Consider the following 18,078-nt stretch of genomic DNA (forward strand, 5'->3'; position numbering starts at 1 on the left):
TCGCTGATCGACATCAGGAAGAGATATCCGCTGTCCATCTCGATGACTGTCTGCAACACCCCGCCCGCGCTGAACATCCGACCAGCACCCCGCCGAGCAGGGTGTGCGCGTCGTCGGAGAGGACCAGCTTCGCGTAGACCCGGGTGGCCGGGTCGGTGAACGTGACGTCCAGGCAGCCCTCGGTCGTGCCGTGGGCGTCGCCGAACGAGGCCACGTCGACGCCGAGCAGCTTGAGCTTGGTGGCGGTGTCCGCGCCCGGGAAGGTCGCCACGCCGCCGACCAGCCGATCGGCCACCACCTCGGCCGTCGCGTACCCCGGCGCGACCAGGCCGTGGCAGGTGCCCTCGACCGCCGCGCACTCGCCGACGGCCCAGATCCGCTCGTCGGCGGTGCGGCAGGTCGCGTCGACAAGCACCCCGCCGCGCGGACCCAGCGGCAGGCCGGCGTCCCGGGCCAACTGGTCCCGGGGCCGGATGCCGGCGGCCACCACCACCAGCTCCGCGTCGATGGCCGTGCCGTCGGAGAGTTCCAGTGCCGCGACGCCGCCGTCCGGGCCGGGACGGATCGCGGTGGTCGCCACCCCGAGATGGGTCCGTACGCCCAACTCGTCGACGTAGCGGCGGAGCATCGCCCCGCCGGCCTGGTCCACCTGCACCGGCATCAGCCGGGGCGCGAACTCGACCACGTCGGTGCTCAGGCCGAGCAGCCGCAGGGCGTTCGCGGCTTCCAGGCCGAGCAGCCCGCCGCCGATCACCGCGCCGGCCCGCCGGCCTCGCGCGTACTCCCTGATCGCCGCCAGGTCGTCCAAAGTCCGGTAGACGAAGACCCCGGGCAGCTCCGTGCCGGCCACCGGCGGCACGAACGCGTACGACCCGGTGGCCAGCACCAGCGCGTCGTAGCAATATTCGCCGACGGCGGTGGTCACCACCCGCCGGTCCCGGTCGACGGCGGTGGCCGGCTCACCGAGTCGCAGCCGTACCCCGTCGTGCGGTGTGTGCAGGTTGAGTTCGCTCTCACCCACCCCGTCGAAGTACGCCGAGAGCCGCACCCGGTCGTACGCCGGCCGGCTCTCCTCGGCCAGCACTGTCACCCGCCAGCTGCCCTGTGGGTCACGGGCGCGCAGCGCGTCCACGAAACGCTGCCCGACCATGCCGTTGCCGATGACGACCAGATCGCCGCCGCTCATCGCGCCACCTCCACCGATTCCGCCTCGCTGAGCCAGTCGACGATGCCGCTCACTGCGTCCCGACATCCGCCACATCCGGTGCCGGCCCGGGTCGCGGCCACCACCGCATCCACCGTCCGGGCACCGGAGCGCCAGCTTCTGACCAGAGCGCCCTTGCTCACCGAGTTGCACTGACAGACAGTGGCCCCGTCCGGCATCAGCGCCGGTGAGGCGGCCGGAGTCGCGCCGGCCGCACCGAGTGCCCGGCCGAGCAGCAGCGCCCGCCGGTCACTCGGCACCGGGTGCCCACGGTCGAAGAGCTGGATCACCGTGCCGACCGCCGGGTTGTCGCCGAGCAGGATCGCGCCGATCAGCCGCTCGTCCCGAATCCGCAACCGGGCGTACGTGCCCCGGGCCGGGTCGGCGAAGGTCAGCTCCTCGCCCGGCCCGACACTGGCGGCGTCACCCATCGAGGCCAGGTCGATCCCGGCGGCCTTCAGCCGGGTCACCACCGGCCGGGGCCGATAGCGGGCCAGCGGGTCCGTCCCGGTCAGCACGTCGGCGAGCACCTGGGCCTGGGCCCAGGCGGGCGCGACCAGCCCGGTGAGCACGCCGTCGTGCTCGGCGCAGTCGCCGATCGCCGAGATGGACCTGTCGGTCGTCCGCAGCCGGTCGTCCACCACCACGCCGCGCCGCACGGTCAGGCCGGCGGCCTGCGCGAGGGCGGTGTCCGGGCGTACGCCGCAGGAGAGCACCAGCAGGTCGGCGCGCAACGACCGGCCGTCGGCCAGGTCGAGGCGGACACCGCTGGCGTCCGCGGCCACGCCGGTCGCCGACACCCCCAGTTGGACGGTGACGCCGAAACCGGCGAGCGTGCCGGCGAGCACCGCGCCGGCCGCCGGGTCCAGTTGCCGTTCCATCAGGTGCTCTCGCGGGTGCACCACTGTGGTGGCCAGACCTCGGGTGGCCAGCCCTCGGGCGGCCTCCAGACCGAGTAGCCCGCCGCCGAGCACCAGCGCGCTGCGGGCGCCGTCCGCGGCGGCGAGGATCCGCCGGCAGTCGTCCAGGGTCCGGAAGGGAACCACCCGCTCCGGCAGGTTCGCCGGGTCGAGGCCGGGCAGCGACGGCACCACCGCCCGCGCGCCGGTGGCCAGCACCAGGTGGTCGTACCCGATTCGTTCGCCATCGTCGGTGCGGACCTCCCGGGCGGACCGGTCGACGGCGGCCACGGGTACGCCGCTGCGCCTGTCGACGCCGTGCCCGGCGGCCTCGGTCAACTCCACGTCCGGCTCGTCGATCCGGCCGGCCAGCAGGGCTGAGAGCAGGATCCGGTTGTACGCGCGGTGCGGCTCCGCCCCGAGCACGGTGACCTTCCGGTCTCCCTCCCGGGCGTGCAGCTCAGCGGCCAGACGCGCGCCCGCCATCCCGTTGCCGACGATCACCACCCGGGCGGTCATGCCTTCTCCACCCGGACCGCGCAGATCTTGAACTCGGGCATCCCGGAGATCGGGTCCACCGCGTCGTTGGTCACCGAGTTGGCGCGTCCCGCCCCCGCGTAGTGGAACGGGGCGAACACGGTGTCCGGTCGGATCCCGGCGCTGAGCCGGGCCGGGGCGCGGAACTCACCTCGACGCGAGGTGACCCGCACCGGGTCGCCGTCGTCGATGCCCAGCCGGGCGGCCAGGTCGGGGTGCAGTTCGACGAACGCCTCCGGGGCGGCGCGCCGCAGCGCGGCCACCCGTCGGGTCTGGGTGCCCGACTGGTACTGCGCCAGCACTCGGCCGGTGGTGAAGTGCAGCGGGTAGGTGGCGCAGACCTGCTCGGCGGCCGGTCGATGGTCGACGGGGTGGAAGCGGGCCCGGCCGTCCGGGGTGCCGAACCGGTCGGCGAAGAGTCGTGGCGTGTCCGGCCCGTCCTCGGTCGGGCAGGGCCAGTAGACACCGTCGTCGGCGTCGATCCGGTCCCAGCTGATGCCTGCGTAGTCGGCGGCCCCACCGGCGGAGGCCCGGCGCAGCTCGGCGAAGACGACGCTCGGGTCGGCCGGAAAACGCGCTGCCGCAACGGCTTCCGGTCGCGCGCCGGCGTGCGCTTCCGCGGGGGGCGCTTCTGCGGCGGGCGCTTCTGCGGCGGCCGTTTCGGCGGCGGCCAGCCGGGCTGCGAGGTCGGCGATGATGGCGAGGTCGGTCCGGACGCCCGGCGGGGGTGGCCGTAGCGCGCGCCGCCGCAGCACCCGGCCCTCCAGGTTGGTCATGGTGCCGTCCTCCTCGGCCCACTGCGCGGTGGGCAGCACCACGTCCGCCAGCGCGGCCGTCTCGGAGAGCAGGAGGTCGGCGACGACCAGCAGGTCCAGGTCGCGCAGCCGGCCCTCGATCCGGGCCGCCCGGGGTGCCGAGACAACCGGGTTCGACCCGAACACCAGCAACGCGCGCGGGCCATCCGCAGTGCCGAGCGAGTCGAGCAGTTGGTAGGCGGGCACTCCCGGGCCGGGCAGCTCGTCGGCCGGCACACCCCAGACCCCGGCCACGTGCTCCCGGGCCGCCGGGTCGTCGATCTTCCGGTAGCCGGGGAGCTGGTCGGCCTTCTGCCCGTGCTCCCGGCCGCCCTGGCCGTTGCCCTGGCCGGTGAGGCAGCCGTACCCCGAGCCGGCCCGGCCGGGCAGACCGAGGGCGAGGGCGAGATTGACGTACGCGGTGACGGTGTCCACCCCCTTGGCGTGCTGCTCGGCGCCGCGCGCGGTCAGGATGATCACGCGTCCCGCGGTGCCCAGCGCGCGGGCGGTCGCCTCCAGGTCGGCCACCGGCACTCCGGAGAGCTGTTCCGCGCGGGCCGGCCACCAGGCGGCGACACTGCGGCGGACCGCGTCGAATCCGGTGGTGCGGTCGGCCACGTAGGCCCGGTCGACCCAACCCTCGGTGAGGGCGATGTGCAGCAGCGCGTTGGCCACCGCGAGGTCGGTGCCGGGCAGCGGTTGCAGGTGCAGGTCGGCCTGGCGGGCGGTGGCGGTGACCCGGGGGTCGACCACGATCAGTTGGCCGCCGCCCCGGCGCTGCTCGGTGAGCCAGCGCACCAGCGGCGGCATGGTCTCCGCTGGGTTCGCCCCGACCAGCAGCAGGGTGTCGGCCCGGCCCAGGTCGGCGAGCGGGAACGGCAGCCCTCGGTCGATGCCGAAGGCGCGCATTCCGGCGGCCGCCGCGGAAGACATGCAGAATCGTCCGTTGTAGTCGATGTGCCGGGTGCGCAGCCCGATCCGGGCGAACTTGCCCAACGCGTACGCCTTCTCGTTGGTCAGGCCACCGCCCCCGAAAACGGCGACCGCGTCCCGGCCGGCGTCGTCCTGGACGGCGCGGATGCCGGCGACCACCCGGTCGAGCGCGGTGTCCCAACTTGCCGGGCGCAGCTCGCCGGTGGCCGGGTCGCGCACCAGCGGGGTGGTCAGCCGCTCCGGGTGGTCGAGCAGCTCGGCGGCGGTCCAACCCTTCTGGCAGAGCCCGCCCCGGTTGGTGGGGAACTGGCGTGGGTGGACCGTCACCCCGGCGTCGTCCTGGCGCAGCGTCATCCCGCACTGCAGCGCGCAGTACGGGCAGTGCGTCGCCACCTCCCGGGGCGTCCGCCCCGGTGGAGTTGCCGACCGTGCACCGTCTGTCATGTCGGGAAAGCGTGCCGCCGGGCGGTTTCCGGTCCGGGTCCCTTCTGTTTCGGTCCTGTCAAGTGGGGCTCACACCGCACCGGGGCAGCGAGCGCGTCGGAGGGCGTGAGTCGGAGGGCGTGAGTCGGAGCCTGTGGAGCTGAATCGTTGACGACATCGGCGGTTGATTCGTTTGCGACATCAGCTCCAAAGCCGCAGCGCACCTCATCTGGCGGGGACGGTCAGCGCACGTCGGCGCGATCAGGCCGGCGGGTCAGGGACAGCCAGCCCAGGAACCGGGCGTGGAGGGCTCGCGGGTCAGGCCGAACGCCAACGGAGTACAGGTCGTCAAGCGCGTCTTGCAGGTTCGCTGCCAGGTAGAACGCCAGGGCGATCGAGTGGCCGTAGAACTCCGTCGCGAGGTGGAGCCGAGCCGGCGAACACGGCCACAGCGCGGCGCAGTTACGGCAGAGCCACGCCGGGCGCATCGGCTGGTGCGGGCGAGGACGCCTGTTCATCCGAGCCGCACCGGAGTGCGCTTGGCTGGCGTGCGGGTGGTCGGCCGACAGGCTGCCGGGGCGGGCGGGTCCGACCAGATCAGCCCCCCGGGCATCACGAACAGGGACCGGCGCGCGACCGCGTCACCCTTCGCGCCCAGCTCGTAGCCGTCAATCCACAGCCACCCGTCGTACGTCGGCCAGTCGAGAACGCGAATCACCCGGACGAAGATCGGGCGCATGAACTGCACACTCGCGGCACGGGTCAGGTACAGGACGTCACCCGAGCGTGGCTTCCGGGGGGTGTGCCTCGGTCTGGGTTTCCGGGCCGGCGGCTCGTGCGGCACGGTGCTCTCCCCTGGTCGTCAGTCTGGGAAGGGGCCGCCAGTGGTGCTTACCCATGGAGATCTTGGACAGTTTCCGTTATCTCCTAACGGAAACTGTCCAAGATCTGGCCGGTTCACGAGCGGCCCCGACACGAACGCGCCCGCCGGGTCTCGGGTCCCTACCGGCCGCGCCGTCTGATCCCACCTTGCGGGCAGTGATGGGACAAGAACAGCCCGTAGCGATATGGTCGCAAGACATTCCGCGCATTCGATGGGGGAAGTCGTGAACGATGCGCTACGCGCCGCGCTAGCCGAGACGGGGCACTCGATTGAGTCCCTGGCAGGGTTGGTTGGGGTCGATCGGAAGACGGTCGCGCGCTGGCTGAACCACGACCACATTCCCCACCCCCGACACCGGGAGGCGGCGGCGAGTGCGCTCCGACGGCCCATAGGGGACATCTGGCCGGACACTTCAAGACGCCGCGAGCCAATTTGGTTCCGACCGTGGCAAGAGATCGAGCGTGAGGCGATCTCCCTGCGGTCGTTTCAGTCGACCGTCCTTCCCGGCCTGCTCCAGACTGAGGCATACGCACGCGCCGTGCTCGCCGGCGCCGACGTCATCGCCCGCAGCGACGTCGAGCGACATCTGGCCTCACGGCTCGCCCGGCAAAGCATTCTGACCCGTGAAGACCCGCCACACTTCACCGCCGTTGTCGACGAAGCCGTGTTGCGGCGGCCAGTCGGTGGACGAGCCACCATGCACGAGCAGGTGCAGGCCCTCGTCACCGCGTGCGGGGCCCCGCACGTCCGCGTGCACATCGTTCCCACTACTGTCGGCGCGTACGCTGGCCTGAACGGTCCCTTCGTGATCGCTGTAGGGCCCGAGCATCGGATTGCCGGCTACCTCGACAATCAGCTTCAGGGGCAAGTCGTTACCGGTGCCGAGGACATAGCGGCGATGCTGGCCGCGTGGGAGAACGTGCGCGGCGAGGCGCTGTCCCACTGGCAATCCGTCGATCTACTTACGGAGATGGCGAAGACATGGAACTGACCGGCGCGCAGTGGCGGAAGAGCACCCGCAGCAGCGGCAATGGCGGCGACTGCATCGAGGTTGCGGACAACCTGCCTGGCATCGTCGGTGTGCGGGACTCGAAGGACCCGGCAGGGCCGGCCTTGGTTTTCGGGTCGGCGGCCTGGCGGGCGTTCGTCGGTGTGGCGAAGGCACACGACCCGACCTGACCAGCAGGACCCAGTGGCCCCCGGTTCGCGCCGGGGGCCTTTTGCGCATTCAGGGGTCAGGAACGTTGACGCAGGAGCGCTTATAATGTGGGAAAACTGTCTCGAAGACTGGGAGGCTGCGATGGGCGTGACGGACGTCTTCGACGCGGTGGCCGGCACCTACGACGAGGCGCGCAGGCGGCTGGTGCCGTGCTTCGACGCCTTCTACGGCACCGCCGTCCAGGTGGCCGCGCCGCCGCTGCGCGCCGCGCTCGCCGCTGGGCGTACCCCCGAGGTGTTGGACCTGGGCGCGGGCACCGGTCTGCTCTCGCTGCTGCTGTCCGCCGCGGTGCCCGGAGTCCGGCTGACCCTGGTGGACGGCGCGCCGGCGATGCTCGCCCGCGCCACCGACCAGTTGGCCGCGCGGTCCGTGCCACACCGAACGGTCCAGGCCGATCTGGCCGACGAGTTGCCGCCGGGCCGGTACGACGCGGTGGTCAGCGCGCTGGCGATCCACCACCTGGACGACCCCGGCAAGCGCGCGCTCTACCGGCGGGCCGCCGCCGCGCTGGCACCGGGCGGGGTGTTCGTCAATGCCGAGCAGGTCGCCGGCCCGACCCCGGAGCTGGATCGGCGCTACGACGAGGTGTGGCTGGAGCGGATCACCGAGCTGGGCGCGTCCTCCGCCGAGATTGCGGCCTCCCGGGAGCGGATGCGCCACGACCGGCCGGCGACCGTGGCCGACCAGTGTCGGTGGCTCGCCGAGTCGGGCCTGGTCGACGTCGACTGCTACTTCAAGGAGTGGCGCTTCGCGGTGTTCGGCGGTCGGGCCGGGTAAGCCTGGCGGAATGTGCGTTTCGCCGTCCGGGGGCGAGCCGGTGAGCACGGGGATGACTGTTGGTCACACCGATGGGTAATCTGCTCGGCATGACTGCCAAGGTGACTCTCTCGTTCACGGACGAGACGATCGAGGAAGCGCGGCGGTTCGCCAAGCGCGAGGGGCTGTCGCTCTCCGCCTGGATGGACCAGGCCGCCCGGGAGAAGGCGCTGCGCGAGGTCTTCACCGCGCACGCCGCCGCCGTGGGCCGCGCCAGCCTGGATCTGGAGTCCGCCGCCCTCGCCGACGCCCGCGAGGTGGGCATGGTCAACGACCTGTTCTCCGGCGGACGGCCGCGTGCTGCGTAGGGGTGAGATCTGGCGCATCGAGGGCGCCCGGGAACGCCTCGGCCTGGTGATCAGCTCGGACGTCTACAACTCCACCGACGTGCCCATCGTGATCGTGGTCGAGGTGGTCGAGGAGTCGCTCCTGCGGGACTCGCCGCTCGCCGTGTCGATGGACCGGTACGTGGTGATGCCCGACCGGGTCTCCTCGCCAATGAAGAAGTGGTTCACCGAGTGCGTGGACGTCGCCGACACCGACACCATGCTCCGGGTCGGCCGCGCGCTGCGCATCCTCCAGCAGCTCTGACCCCGAAAGCAGCTCTGACCGCGCCGCCCCGGTGGCGTGCTCACCACCGCCGCCGGCCCGTGGTGCGACAGCCGTTTCCGGCCCGACCCGCGACGGGCACTGCCAGGTAACCGGGCGTTCCTAGCGTTTCCCCTCGTCACATCGACGAGGAGGATCCGCCGTGAGCACGCTCACCAGCACCGCAGTCACCGCCGAGCCGCCTGCCGTCACCGGTCGCCGGCAACCGCTGACCGACTGGCGTCCCGAGGACCCGGACTTCTGGCAGGCCACCGGTGCGCCGATCGCCCGGCGCAACCTCTGGGTCTCGATCTTCGCGGAGCACGTCGGCTTCTCGGTGTGGAGTCTCTGGTCGGTCACCGTGCTCTTCCTCGGCCCCGCGTACGGCATCGACCCGGCCGGGAAGTTCCTGCTCACCGCGGTGCCGGCCGCACTGGGCGCGGTGCTGCGGCTGCCGTACACGCTGGCGGTGGCCCGCTTCGGCGGACGACGCTGGACGATCATCAGCGCACTGCTGTTGCTGGTGCCCGCGGTGCCGATGACGGTGCTGCTGGAACCCGGGGTGTCCTACTCCACCCTGATGGTGCTCGCCTGCCTCACCGGGGTCGGCGGCGGCAACTTCGCCTCCTCGATGGCGAACATCAACCTGTTCTACCCGGAGCGGCTCAAGGGGCGGGCGCTCGGGCTCAACGCCGGTGGCGGCAACCTGGGGGTACCCGCCGTGCAACTGGTCGGCCTGGCGGTCCTGGCCACCGCGGGCGCCGCGTACCCCCGGTTGGTGCCGGCGGTCTACCTGCCGCTGATCGTGCTGGCCGCGCTGGCGGCGGCCCGCTGGTTGGACACCGTGCCCGGGGCACGCAACGAGCCGGGCGCGTTGCGCGCGGCGGCCCGCGACCCGCACACCTGGGTGATGTCGCTGCTCTACATCGGCACCTTCGGCTCGTTCATCGGTTTCGGCTTCGCCTTCGGTCAGGTGCTCCAGCTCCAGTTCGCCGAGCGGTTCCCCACCCCGGTCGACGCAGCCTGGCTGACCTTCCTGGGCCCGCTGGTCGGCTCGCTGATCCGGCCGCTGGGCGGGCACCTCGCCGACCGGTTGGGCGGGGCCCGGGTGACCTTCTGGAACTTCGTGGCGATGGCGGCCGGCGCGAGCACCGTGCTGTACGCGGCCCGGGAGCGCTCGTTCGGGCTCTACCTGGCCGGGTTCCTCGCCCTCTTCGTCTTCTCCGGCATCGGCAACGGCTCCACGTACAAGATGATCCCGGCGATCTTCCGGGCCCGCGCGGCGGACGCGGTGACCACCGGTCAGCGTGATCCGGAGGCCGCCGCACGGTGGGCGCGAAGGATGACCGGGGCGTTGATCGGCGTCGCGGGTGCGATCGGCGCCTTCGGCGGGGTGCTGGTCAACATCGCGTTCCGCCAGTCGTTCCTTAGCTCGGGCAACGCCGACGCCGCCTACCTGGCCTTCATCGGCTGGTACGCGCTGTGTTTCGGGATCACCTGGGTCGTCTACCGTCGTCCGAGGGCCGGTCGTCTCGCCAACGTGTGAGCTGAGCCACCGTCGGCGCGTCGCCGCGCGGCACCGTACCCCCGTTTTGACCTGCGGACGGGGCGCCGGGTATCGTTGCCTGCTGTTGTACGACATCCAGAGGCGTGCCCCATCAGGTACGCTTGGTCGTTCGTGCGCGCTGGTCCGGCCTGCAAGATCTGGTCACCTCGGCGCGCGACCCCAGACCGACGACGAGACAAGGTAGACCTGTGCGTACGTACAGCCCGAAGCCGGGTGAGATCGAGCGTCAGTGGCACGTCATCGACGCCTCTGATGTCGTGCTGGGCCGCCTGGCCACCCACGCCGCCACGTTGCTGCGTGGTAAGCACAAGCCGACTTTCGCGCCGCACGTCGACACGGGCGACTTTGTCGTCATCGTGAACGCGGGCAAGGTTGCGTTGACCGGCAACAAGCGCCAGACCAAGGTCGCTTACCGCCACTCGGGTTACCCGGGTGGTCTGAAGCAGATCGGCTACGACGAGCTGCTGACCAAGCGTCCCGAGCGGGCCATCGAGCTGGCCGTGAAGGGGATGCTCCCGCACAACAAGCTCGGCCGTCAGCTGATCAAGAAGCTGAAGGTCTACGCCGGTGCCGAGCACCCGCACCTCGCGCAGCAGCCGGTGCCGTTCGAGATCAAGCAGATCGCGCAGTGAGCGCGGGCGAAGGAAGCAGCATGACCGACATCATCGAGACCGAGGTCGCCCCGGAAGCCCCTGAGGCCACCGAGGCGCCGGCGCCCGTCGCCCGCGCGCCTCGTGGTGACCGGCCGATCCAGACCGTGGGCCGCCGCAAGGAGGCCATCGTCCGGGTCCGCATCGTCCCGGGCACCGGCAAGATCACCTGCAATGGCCAGGACCTTGAGGCGTACTTCCCGAGCAAGGTGCACCAGCAGCTCATCAAGGACCCGCTGGTCACCGCCGAGAAGCTCGAGCAGTTCGACGTCATCGCCAACCTGCGTGGCGGCGGCACCACCGGCCAGGCCGGTGCGCTCCGGCTGGGCATCGCCCGCGCGCTGATCATCAACGAGCCGGACGACCGCCCGGCCCTGAAGAAGGCCGGCTTCCTCACCCGTGACGCCCGGGTCAAGGAGAGCAAGAAGTACGGCCTCAAGAAGGCCCGTAAGGCTCCCCAGTACTCGAAGCGCTGATCTTTCCCAGCGCGTTGTACTTCTGACGGACGGCCGGTCCGCCTCCCCTCGGTGGGGGAGGTGGGTCGGCCGTTCCGCTTTCTCCTTATTGGCAGTGCTCTTTCGGAGGTTGGCGGGTATGGGTCGGTTGTTCGGCACGGACGGCGTACGCGGGCGGGCGAACGCGGATCTCACCCCGGAGTTGGCGCTGGCGCTCGCGGTGGCCGCCGCGCACACGCTCGCCGAGACGGACCGCAGCCATCCGCCGCTCGCCGTCGTCGGCCGGGACACCCGCGTCAGCGGCGAGATGCTGGAGGCCGCCGTGGTCGCCGGTCTGACCAGCGCCGGCGCCAACGTGGTGCGGGTCGGCGTGCTGCCCACCCCCGCGGTGGCGTTCCTCACCGCCGAGGCCAAAGCCGACCTGGGTGTGATGCTCTCCGCATCGCACAACCCGATGCCGGACAACGGCATCAAGCTCTTCGCCGCCGGTGGGCACAAGTTGCCCGACGAGATCGAGATGCAGATCGAGGCGGCCGTCGAGACGAACGCCACCACCGCCTGGGACCGGCCGATCGGCGCCGGCGTCGGCCGGGTGCACGACCTCCTCGACGGTGCCGACCACTACGTCCAGCACCTGGTGGGCACCGTTCCGCACCGGCTCGACGGGATCAAGGTCGTGGTCGACTGCGCCAACGGCGCCGCCGCCGAGGTCGCCCCCGTCGCCTACCGGGAGGCCGGCGCGGAGGTCATCGCCATCCACGCGGAGCCCGACGGGCTGAACATCAACGACGACTGTGGCTCCAACCACATCGAGGCGCTGCGCGCCGCCGTGGTCGAGCACGGCGCCCACCTGGGCATCGCCCACGACGGCGACGCCGACCGCTGCCTGGCGGTCACCGCCGACGGCGACGAGGTGGACGGCGACCAGGTCATGGCGATCCTCGCGCTGGCCATGCGGGACGCTGGCACGCTCACCCAGGACACCCTGGTGGCCACCGTGATGAGCAACCTCGGGCTGCGGCTCGCGATGTCCGCGCAGGGCATCCGCCTGATCGAGACCAAGGTCGGCGACCGGTACGTGCTGGAGGAGCTGCGCGCCTCCGGGCTGGCGCTCGGCGGTGAGCAGAGCGGCCACATCGTCATGCCCGCGCACGCCACCACCGGCGACGGGGTGCTCACCGGCCTGCACCTGATGGCTCGGATGGCGGCCACCGGTCAGTCCCTCGCCGAGCTGGCCTCGGTGGTCACCAAGCTGCCCCAGGTGCTGATCAACGTGCCGGTCGGCGACCGGACCGTGGGCGCCGCCGCGCCAGCGGTACGCGCCGAGGTCGAGCGGGCCGAGGCGGAGCTGGGGGAGACCGGTCGGGTGCTGCTGCGCCCGTCGGGCACCGAGCCGTTGGTCCGGGTGATGGTCGAGGCGGCCAGCGAGGCGACGGCCCGCGAGGTCGCCGAGCGGATCGCCGAGCTGGTCCGCACCGCGAGCCCCGTCGCCTAGGTCGGTTGGATGCTGTGGAGCTGAACCGTTTACGGCATCAGCTCCACAGCCCCGCGACTGCCCGTCAGGTCAGCCGCTCGGGGTCAGCCCGCGCAGCCGGGTGACCGCCTCGGCCAGCACCTCGGGGCGTTTGCAGAAGGCGAACCGGACCAGCCGCCGGCCGGCGTCGGTGTCGTCGTAGAAGACCTGGGTGGGCACCGCCACCACGCCGCAGCGCTCCGGCAACGACCGGCAGAACTCCACCCCGTCCCGGCCGCCGAGAGCGGTGATGTCGGCGGTGACGAAGTACGTCCCCTCCGAGTTGAGCACCTCGAAGCCGGCGTCGGTGAGACCACCGACGAGCTGGTCACGCCGCTGCTGGAGGCTGTCCCGAAAGCCGGTGTAGTAGTCGTCCGGCAGGGCCAGCGCCACGGCCACCGCCGGTTGCAGCGGCGCCGCGTTGACGAAGGTGAGGAACTGCTTCACCCGGAGCACCGCCGCCACCAGCGCCGCCGGGCCGCTCGCCCAGCCGACCTTCCACCCCGTGCAGGAGAACGTCTTACCGGCCGACGAGATGCGCAGTGTCCGCTCCCGCATCCCGGGCAGGCTGGCCAGCGGCACGTGTGGGCTCGCCGCGTCGGTGAAAACCAGGTGCTCGTACACCTCGTCGGTGACCGCGTACGCGTCGAACTCCTGGCACAACTCGGCGACCTGCGCCAACTCGGCCGGAGTGAAGACCTTGCCGGTCGGATTGTGCGGTGAGTTCAGCAGCACCAGCCGGGTGCGCGGGCCGAACGCCGCACGCAGCGCCGCCGGGTCGAACGCGTACCGGCCGTCGGCCGTGGGACGCAGCGTCACCGGCCGGCGGACCGCGCCGGCCAGTGCGATCGAGGCGGCGTACGAGTCGTAGTACGGCTCGAAGCAGACCACCTCGTCGCCCGGCTCGCAGAGAGCGAGGATGCTCGCCGCGACCGCCTCGGTCGCGCCTGCCGTGATCACGATCTCGCGGTCCGGGTCGTACGCCAGGTCGTGGAACCGCCGCTGATGGGCGGCGACCGCCGCGCGGAGGGCGGGGATCCCCGGGCCTGGCGGGTACTGGTTCTGCCCGTCGCGCAGCGCCTCGGCGGCGGCGGCCAGCATCTCCGGTGGGCCGTCGGTGTCGGGAAACCCCTGGCCGAGGTTGACCGCGCCGGTGCGGACGGCGAGGGCGGACATCTCGGCGAAGATCGTCGTGCCGAACGGCCGCATCCGGGCCACCAGCGGGTCGACATCGGTGCTCGTCATCACCTGCGCCAGCCTACGGCCACCCGCCGCCCGAACCCCAGCCTCACCTGGGCGCGCAACTGGTCGCCCAGTACCCCCGAGTCCTGTCGACGACAGGCTTGCCCGCACCGGTGACCGTGACGGTGCAGTCGAGTGGTCTCTCACCCTCGTCGTCGGCCCACCTGGCCTCCACCATGACCCGGCTCCTGCCGTTGGTGCGGATGGAGGTGCGCCAGGGCAGTTTCTGGCCGTCGACGTGGATGAGGTCGCTCTCGGCGTCGAAGTACGCGAGGTCGACGGTGCCCGCTCCGGTGACCTCGTAGACAACCGTCACCGGGGCCGGTCCCGAGGTCGGTCGGGTGATCGGCTGCTTGCTGGGGATGGGTGCCGCGGTGGTCGGCCTGATGGTGGGTTGGTCCGGCGTGAGCGGCCCGGGGCCCGGTGGGGTCCAGTCGTCGTCGTCGGGATAGCCCCACGGTTCCTCGGCGACCGGGTCCGGGTTGGTCCGGTCGAGCCACAGGCCACCCACACAGAGGCAGCCACACGCCAGGAGGACGAGTGTCACGACGACCGCGACGACGATCCCGACGACCCGCCCGCCGCTCGTGGGCGGCTTGCCCGGGGCCTGCGGATACCCGTGGTAGGCGTACGGCGGCGGATAGCCGGGCGGCGGCCATCCGGTGCCGGGCGGCGGCCAGCCAGGGGCCGGCGGCTGGCCGCCGGGGGTGGGCCACCCCGCTGGCGGTGTCGATCCGGTGGGTGTCGGGCCCGAGGCGTCGGGCGACCACGGGGGCGTCTGTGGGTCGGGCGTCCACGGCGCCCCGGGCGGTTGTGGCGACCACTGGGTGGCGGGCGGGGGCGGTGCCCACGGCGCGGCCGGTGGAGACGGTGACCACGGAGCCTGGGGTGCCCATGGCTGGCCCGGGGCCAGCGGGTCGGGGGCCGGGAACGGAGCCGAGGAGGGCGGTGCCGTCGGATCCGGCGGGGGTGGGGAGGAGGCCGGGTCCGGTACGAATGAGGGGGACGGCTCGGGCGGGGACGCGTCGGACATGGCTGCTCCGGGCGGGAGTGGGTATGGGACGAGCGGGCCGTGGACGGGAGCGCCAAACCCGCCGAGAGACTGTCGTACCCGAAAGCGTGTCGCAACCCCGTCGTGCCCGGCGGACCCGAGGTGGGCCGCGAAGCTCGTCCCGGTTGCGGCCCTCCAACCATCGATCGCTCAGATTCCGTGATTGATAACCCGACTTTCGAGCACCCATCATGAGTGAAACTGGGTTAGGCTGCGGGCCATGTGTGGAATCGTGGGATACGCGGGCGCGCGCCCTGCACTCGGCATCGTCCTCGACGGGCTGCGGCGGCTGGAATACCGCGGCTATGACTCGGCAGGCGTCGCGATCGTCTGCGACGACCAGCTGCTGACCGAGAAGAAGGCCGGCAAGCTGGCCAACCTGGAGAAGGTGCTGTCCGAGCGGGCCGCCGACGACCCGACCTCCTGCGCGGCAAGCCCGATCGGCATCGGTGACGGCACCACCGGCATCGGGCACACCCGCTGGGCCACCCACGGCGGCCCGACCGACCGCAACGCCCACCCCCACGTCGCCCCCGACGGGCGGGTCGCGGTGATCCACAACGGCATCATCGAGAACTTCGCCAAGCTCCGCGCCGAGTTGGAGGCCGACGGCGTCCAGTTCACCAGCGACACCGACACCGAGTGCGCCGCGCACCTGCTCGCCGCCGCGCTGGCCGACCTGCGCGCCGCCGGCCAGCCGGACAGCCCGCAGCTGCTCGCCGCCGGAATGCGGGTGGTCTGCCAGCGACTGGAGGGCGCGTTCACCCTGCTCGCGGTGGACGCCGCCGTGCCCGGTGCGGTCGTCGGCGCCCGGCGCAACTCGCCACTCGTGGTCGGCCGGGGCGACGGGGAAAACTACCTGGCCAGCGACGTGGCCGCGTTCATCGAGCACACCCGGGAAGCGGTCGAGCTGGGCCAGGACCAGATCGTGCTGATCACCGGTGACAGCATCGAGATCACCGACTTCGAGGGCCAGCCCGCCGCCGGCAAGGACTTCCACATCGACTGGGACTCCTCGGCCGCGGAGAAGGGCGGCTACGACTGGTTCATGCTCAAGGAGATCGAGGAGCAGCCGCAGGCAATCGCCGACACGCTGCTCGGCCGGCTCACCGAGACCGGTGAGATCGGCCTCGACGAGGTCCGCCTCAGCGACCAGGATCTGCGCGACGTCGACAAGATCTTCATCGTGGCCTGCGGCACCGCGTACCACGCCGGCATGGTCGCCAAGTACGCCATCGAGCACTGGACCCGGATCCCGTGCGAGGTGGAGCTGGCCAGCGAGTTCCGCTACCGCGACCCGGTGCTCGACCGGTCCACGCTGATCGTGGTCATCTCCCAGTCCGGCGAGACGATGGACACCCTGATGGCGCTGCGCCACGCCAAGGAGCAGAAGGCCCGGGTGCTGGCGATCTGCAACACCAACGGCTCGACCATCCCCCGCGAGTCCGACGCGGTGCTCTACACCCACGGCGGGCCGGAGATCGCCGTCGCCTCCACCAAGGCGTTCCTCACCCAGGTCGTCGCCTGCTACCTGATCGGCCTGCACCTGGCCCAGGTGCGCGGGATCAAGTTCGCCGACGAGGTGGGCGCGGTGGTCGCCCAGTTGCAGGAGATCCCCGGCAAGCTGCGCGAGCTGCTCGACCGGATCGAGCCCGTCCGCGAGCTGGCCCGGGAGCTGAAGTCCGAGCCGACGGTGCTGTTCATCGGCCGGCACGTCGGCTACCCGGTGGCCCTCGAAGGCGCGCTGAAGCTCAAGGAGTTGGCGTACATGCACGCCGAGGGCTTCGCCGCCGGTGAGCTGAAGCACGGCCCCATCGCCCTGATCGACAAGGGCACCCCGGTGATCTGCGTGGTGCCCTCGCCGGTGGGCCGGGGCATGCTGCACGACAAGGTCGTCTCCAACATCCAGGAGGTCCGGGCCCGTGGCGCGCGGACCATCGTCATCGCGGAGGAGGGCGACGAGGCCGTCGTCCGGTACGCCGACCACCTGATCTACGTGCCGCGTACGCCCACCCTGCTGGCCCCGCTCGTCACCACGGTGCCGTTGCAGGTGCTCGCCGCCGAGATCGCCGCCGCCCGGGGGCACGACGTGGACCAGCCCCGAAACCTGGCCAAGTCGGTCACCGTCGAGTAACCACCGCCCCCGTCCGGGACCCCGGTCGCCGCACCCCGCGGCGGCCGGGGTTCCGTCGTCACAGCGGGCGGCCCAGCACGACACGGGCCATCCCGTCCAGCGCCGGGTTTCCCGGTTCCCAGTAGCCGGCGTGCCCGCCGCGACCACTCGGGAACACCCGCCCACCGAAACCGGGATCGGACGGGTCGTGCCCGAACCACAGCTCGTGCCCGGTCCGGCCGGGCCAACCCAGCACGCCAGCGAGGGGCGCCGCGCCGAGGAGGGCCCGTCGGCCCAGCTCCTCCGGTGGCCGGGCCGCCCGGATCACGTCGTCGGGGGCGCTGCTGGCCCAGACCTCCCCGGCCGGCACGCCCAGCTCAGCGGCGTGCGACGCGCCGACACCGGGCGAGCCGACGAAGACCAGCGCGTCGGCGGCGCGCCCGTGCTCCCGGGCCGCCACACCCACCACCAGCGACCCGTAGCTGTGCCCGAGCACGGTCTGCCGGGCCGGTGGCCCCTCGTGGCTGGCGCGCAGCCCCTCCTGGAAGCGGTGCAACGCCGGGCCGGCGTCCCGGGCCTGACCCGCCGAGGCGGCCTCGGTCAGCAGATCCGGAGCGTCGTAGTCCAACCAGAGCACCGCCGCGCCGCGCTCACCCGGGGCGAGCGCGGCGCACCGGTCCAGCACCCGGGCCGCCCTGGCGAGCTCGCCGGAGGCGTCGTCCAGGCCGGCGGTCATCCCCGGCACGTAGGTCAGCACCCGGTCGGCGTGGTCCGGGTCACCGAGCGCCACCACCGCCCGGCCCTCACCGGCCGGATCCAAACCCAGCAGGTACGCCCGCGGCGCCTCGCCGGCCGTCAGCCGCCCGACCAGCGACTCCAGGCCGGCCAACCGTCCGGCCACCCCGCGCAGCCGGATCGACGCGAGTGGCCCCGGCGGCACCCGGGACAGCAGCCGTCGCCGCTCGGCCAGCAACTCCGCACGCCAGGCGCCGAGCCGCAACCGGTTGGCCTGGTCGCGGGCGGCCACCGGCACCCCGTCCAACCGGCCGACCAGGGCCGGCTCGCGCCCGATCAGCCACCGTCGCTGCGCCGGAGTCAACCCGGACCACCAGGTGCTGACCAGCGCGGGCGCGGCACCGAGGGCTGGTCGGCCCGGCGGCGGCGGGGACGCCCAGCCGGTGCCGGCGGCCC

16 protein-coding genes and 2 pseudogenes are annotated in these 18,078 nt (G+C 72.2%); 10 read left to right on the forward strand and 8 right to left on the reverse strand.

Annotation, left to right across the window (positions count from 1 at the left end):
- The 5 genes and pseudogenes from ABZU52_RS27145 to ABZU52_RS27165 all read right to left on the reverse strand — a co-directional run.
- A pseudogene (locus ABZU52_RS27145) lies at positions 1-89 on the reverse strand (roadblock/LC7 domain-containing protein); the annotation flags it as partial.
- Positions 77-1,186: pseudogene (locus ABZU52_RS27150) on the reverse strand (FAD-dependent oxidoreductase); the annotation flags it as partial. The pseudogenes ABZU52_RS27145 and ABZU52_RS27150, both read right to left, overlap by 13 nt.
- A complete protein-coding gene (locus ABZU52_RS27155) occupies positions 1,183-2,622 on the reverse strand; it encodes an FAD-dependent oxidoreductase (RefSeq protein WP_354973801.1) in 1,440 nt (479 codons plus the stop codon). The gene ABZU52_RS27155 and the pseudogene ABZU52_RS27150, both read right to left, overlap by 4 nt.
- Positions 2,619-4,811, reverse strand: a complete 2,193-nt coding sequence (locus tag ABZU52_RS27160; RefSeq protein ID WP_354973802.1) for a molybdopterin oxidoreductase family protein — start codon at positions 4,809-4,811, stop codon at positions 2,619-2,621. Before ABZU52_RS27160 ends, ABZU52_RS27155 begins: the two co-directional genes overlap by 4 nt.
- A gap of 493 nt (positions 4,812-5,304) precedes the next feature.
- Positions 5,305-5,529 carry a hypothetical protein gene (locus ABZU52_RS27165; protein ID WP_354973803.1) on the reverse strand — a complete coding sequence of 75 codons (225 nt, stop codon included), beginning with the start codon at positions 5,527-5,529 and terminating at the stop codon, positions 5,305-5,307.
- Positions 5,530-5,896: 367 nt separating this feature from the next.
- On the opposite strand from ABZU52_RS27165, the gene ABZU52_RS27170 reads away from it, so the two are divergent.
- The 9 genes from ABZU52_RS27170 (at position 5,897) to glmM (ending at position 12,463) form a co-directional block, all read left to right on the forward strand.
- Complete coding sequence (locus ABZU52_RS27170) at positions 5,897-6,664, forward strand: helix-turn-helix transcriptional regulator (RefSeq protein WP_354973804.1); 768 nt, start codon at positions 5,897-5,899, stop codon at positions 6,662-6,664.
- Entirely contained in the window at positions 6,655-6,852 is a 198-nt protein-coding gene (locus ABZU52_RS27175; RefSeq protein ID WP_354973805.1) for a DUF397 domain-containing protein, read from the forward strand. Before ABZU52_RS27170 ends, ABZU52_RS27175 begins: the two co-directional genes overlap by 10 nt.
- A 121-nt stretch (positions 6,853-6,973) precedes the next feature.
- On the forward strand, positions 6,974-7,669 hold the full coding sequence (locus ABZU52_RS27180) for a methyltransferase domain-containing protein (RefSeq protein WP_354973806.1): 696 nt from the start codon (positions 6,974-6,976) through the stop codon (positions 7,667-7,669).
- A gap of 89 nt (positions 7,670-7,758) precedes the next feature.
- Complete coding sequence (locus ABZU52_RS27185; protein WP_091403518.1) at positions 7,759-8,016, forward strand: DUF6364 family protein; 258 nt, start codon at positions 7,759-7,761, stop codon at positions 8,014-8,016.
- The gene (locus ABZU52_RS27190; RefSeq protein ID WP_354973807.1) at positions 8,006-8,299 is read left to right on the forward strand and encodes a hypothetical protein; all 294 of its coding nucleotides are present in this window, start codon (positions 8,006-8,008) and stop codon (positions 8,297-8,299) included. The genes ABZU52_RS27185 and ABZU52_RS27190 overlap by 11 nt, the downstream gene beginning before the upstream one ends.
- 160 nt (positions 8,300-8,459) lie before the next feature.
- Positions 8,460-9,842 (forward strand): nitrate/nitrite transporter, encoded by a 1,383-nt coding sequence (locus ABZU52_RS27195; RefSeq protein ID WP_354973808.1) that lies wholly within the window; start codon positions 8,460-8,462, stop codon positions 9,840-9,842.
- A gap of 209 nt (positions 9,843-10,051) precedes the next feature.
- Positions 10,052-10,495: a 50S ribosomal protein L13 gene (gene rplM / locus ABZU52_RS27200; RefSeq protein ID WP_053653864.1), complete on the forward strand. Its 444-nt coding sequence runs from the start codon at positions 10,052-10,054 to the stop codon at positions 10,493-10,495.
- Positions 10,496-10,515: 20 nt separating this feature from the next.
- Positions 10,516-10,989 (forward strand): 30S ribosomal protein S9, encoded by a 474-nt coding sequence (gene rpsI / locus ABZU52_RS27205; protein WP_112626216.1) that lies wholly within the window; start codon positions 10,516-10,518, stop codon positions 10,987-10,989.
- Positions 10,990-11,107: 118 nt separating this feature from the next.
- Positions 11,108-12,463 carry a phosphoglucosamine mutase gene (glmM, locus tag ABZU52_RS27210; RefSeq protein WP_354973809.1) on the forward strand — a complete coding sequence of 452 codons (1,356 nt, stop codon included), beginning with the start codon at positions 11,108-11,110 and terminating at the stop codon, positions 12,461-12,463.
- Positions 12,464-12,532: 69 nt separating this feature from the next.
- Here the strand turns inward: glmM and ABZU52_RS27215 are convergent, their stop codons facing one another.
- Together ABZU52_RS27215 and ABZU52_RS27220 are read right to left on the reverse strand one after the other, a co-directional pair.
- On the reverse strand, positions 12,533-13,726 hold the full coding sequence (locus tag ABZU52_RS27215) for a pyridoxal phosphate-dependent aminotransferase (RefSeq protein ID WP_354973813.1): 1,194 nt from the start codon (positions 13,724-13,726) through the stop codon (positions 12,533-12,535).
- Between the two features lie 43 nt (positions 13,727-13,769).
- Positions 13,770-14,270: an MmpS family transport accessory protein gene (locus tag ABZU52_RS27220; RefSeq protein WP_354973810.1), complete on the reverse strand. Its 501-nt coding sequence runs from the start codon at positions 14,268-14,270 to the stop codon at positions 13,770-13,772.
- Between the two features lie 724 nt (positions 14,271-14,994).
- Between ABZU52_RS27220 and glmS the strand changes: the two genes are divergently transcribed.
- Positions 14,995-16,908: a glutamine--fructose-6-phosphate transaminase (isomerizing) gene (gene glmS / locus ABZU52_RS27225; RefSeq protein WP_354973811.1), complete on the forward strand. Its 1,914-nt coding sequence runs from the start codon at positions 14,995-14,997 to the stop codon at positions 16,906-16,908.
- Positions 16,909-16,966: 58 nt separating this feature from the next.
- Here the strand turns inward: glmS and ABZU52_RS27230 are convergent.
- Positions 16,967-18,078 (reverse strand): alpha/beta hydrolase (locus ABZU52_RS27230; protein WP_354973812.1); only part of this gene is annotated, 1,112 nt, incomplete at its 5' end.

The sequence above is a fragment of the Micromonospora sp. NPDC005220 genome (genome assembly GCF_040607895.1).
In the GTDB taxonomy this organism is placed as follows: Bacteria; Actinomycetota; Actinomycetes; order Mycobacteriales; family Micromonosporaceae; genus Micromonospora.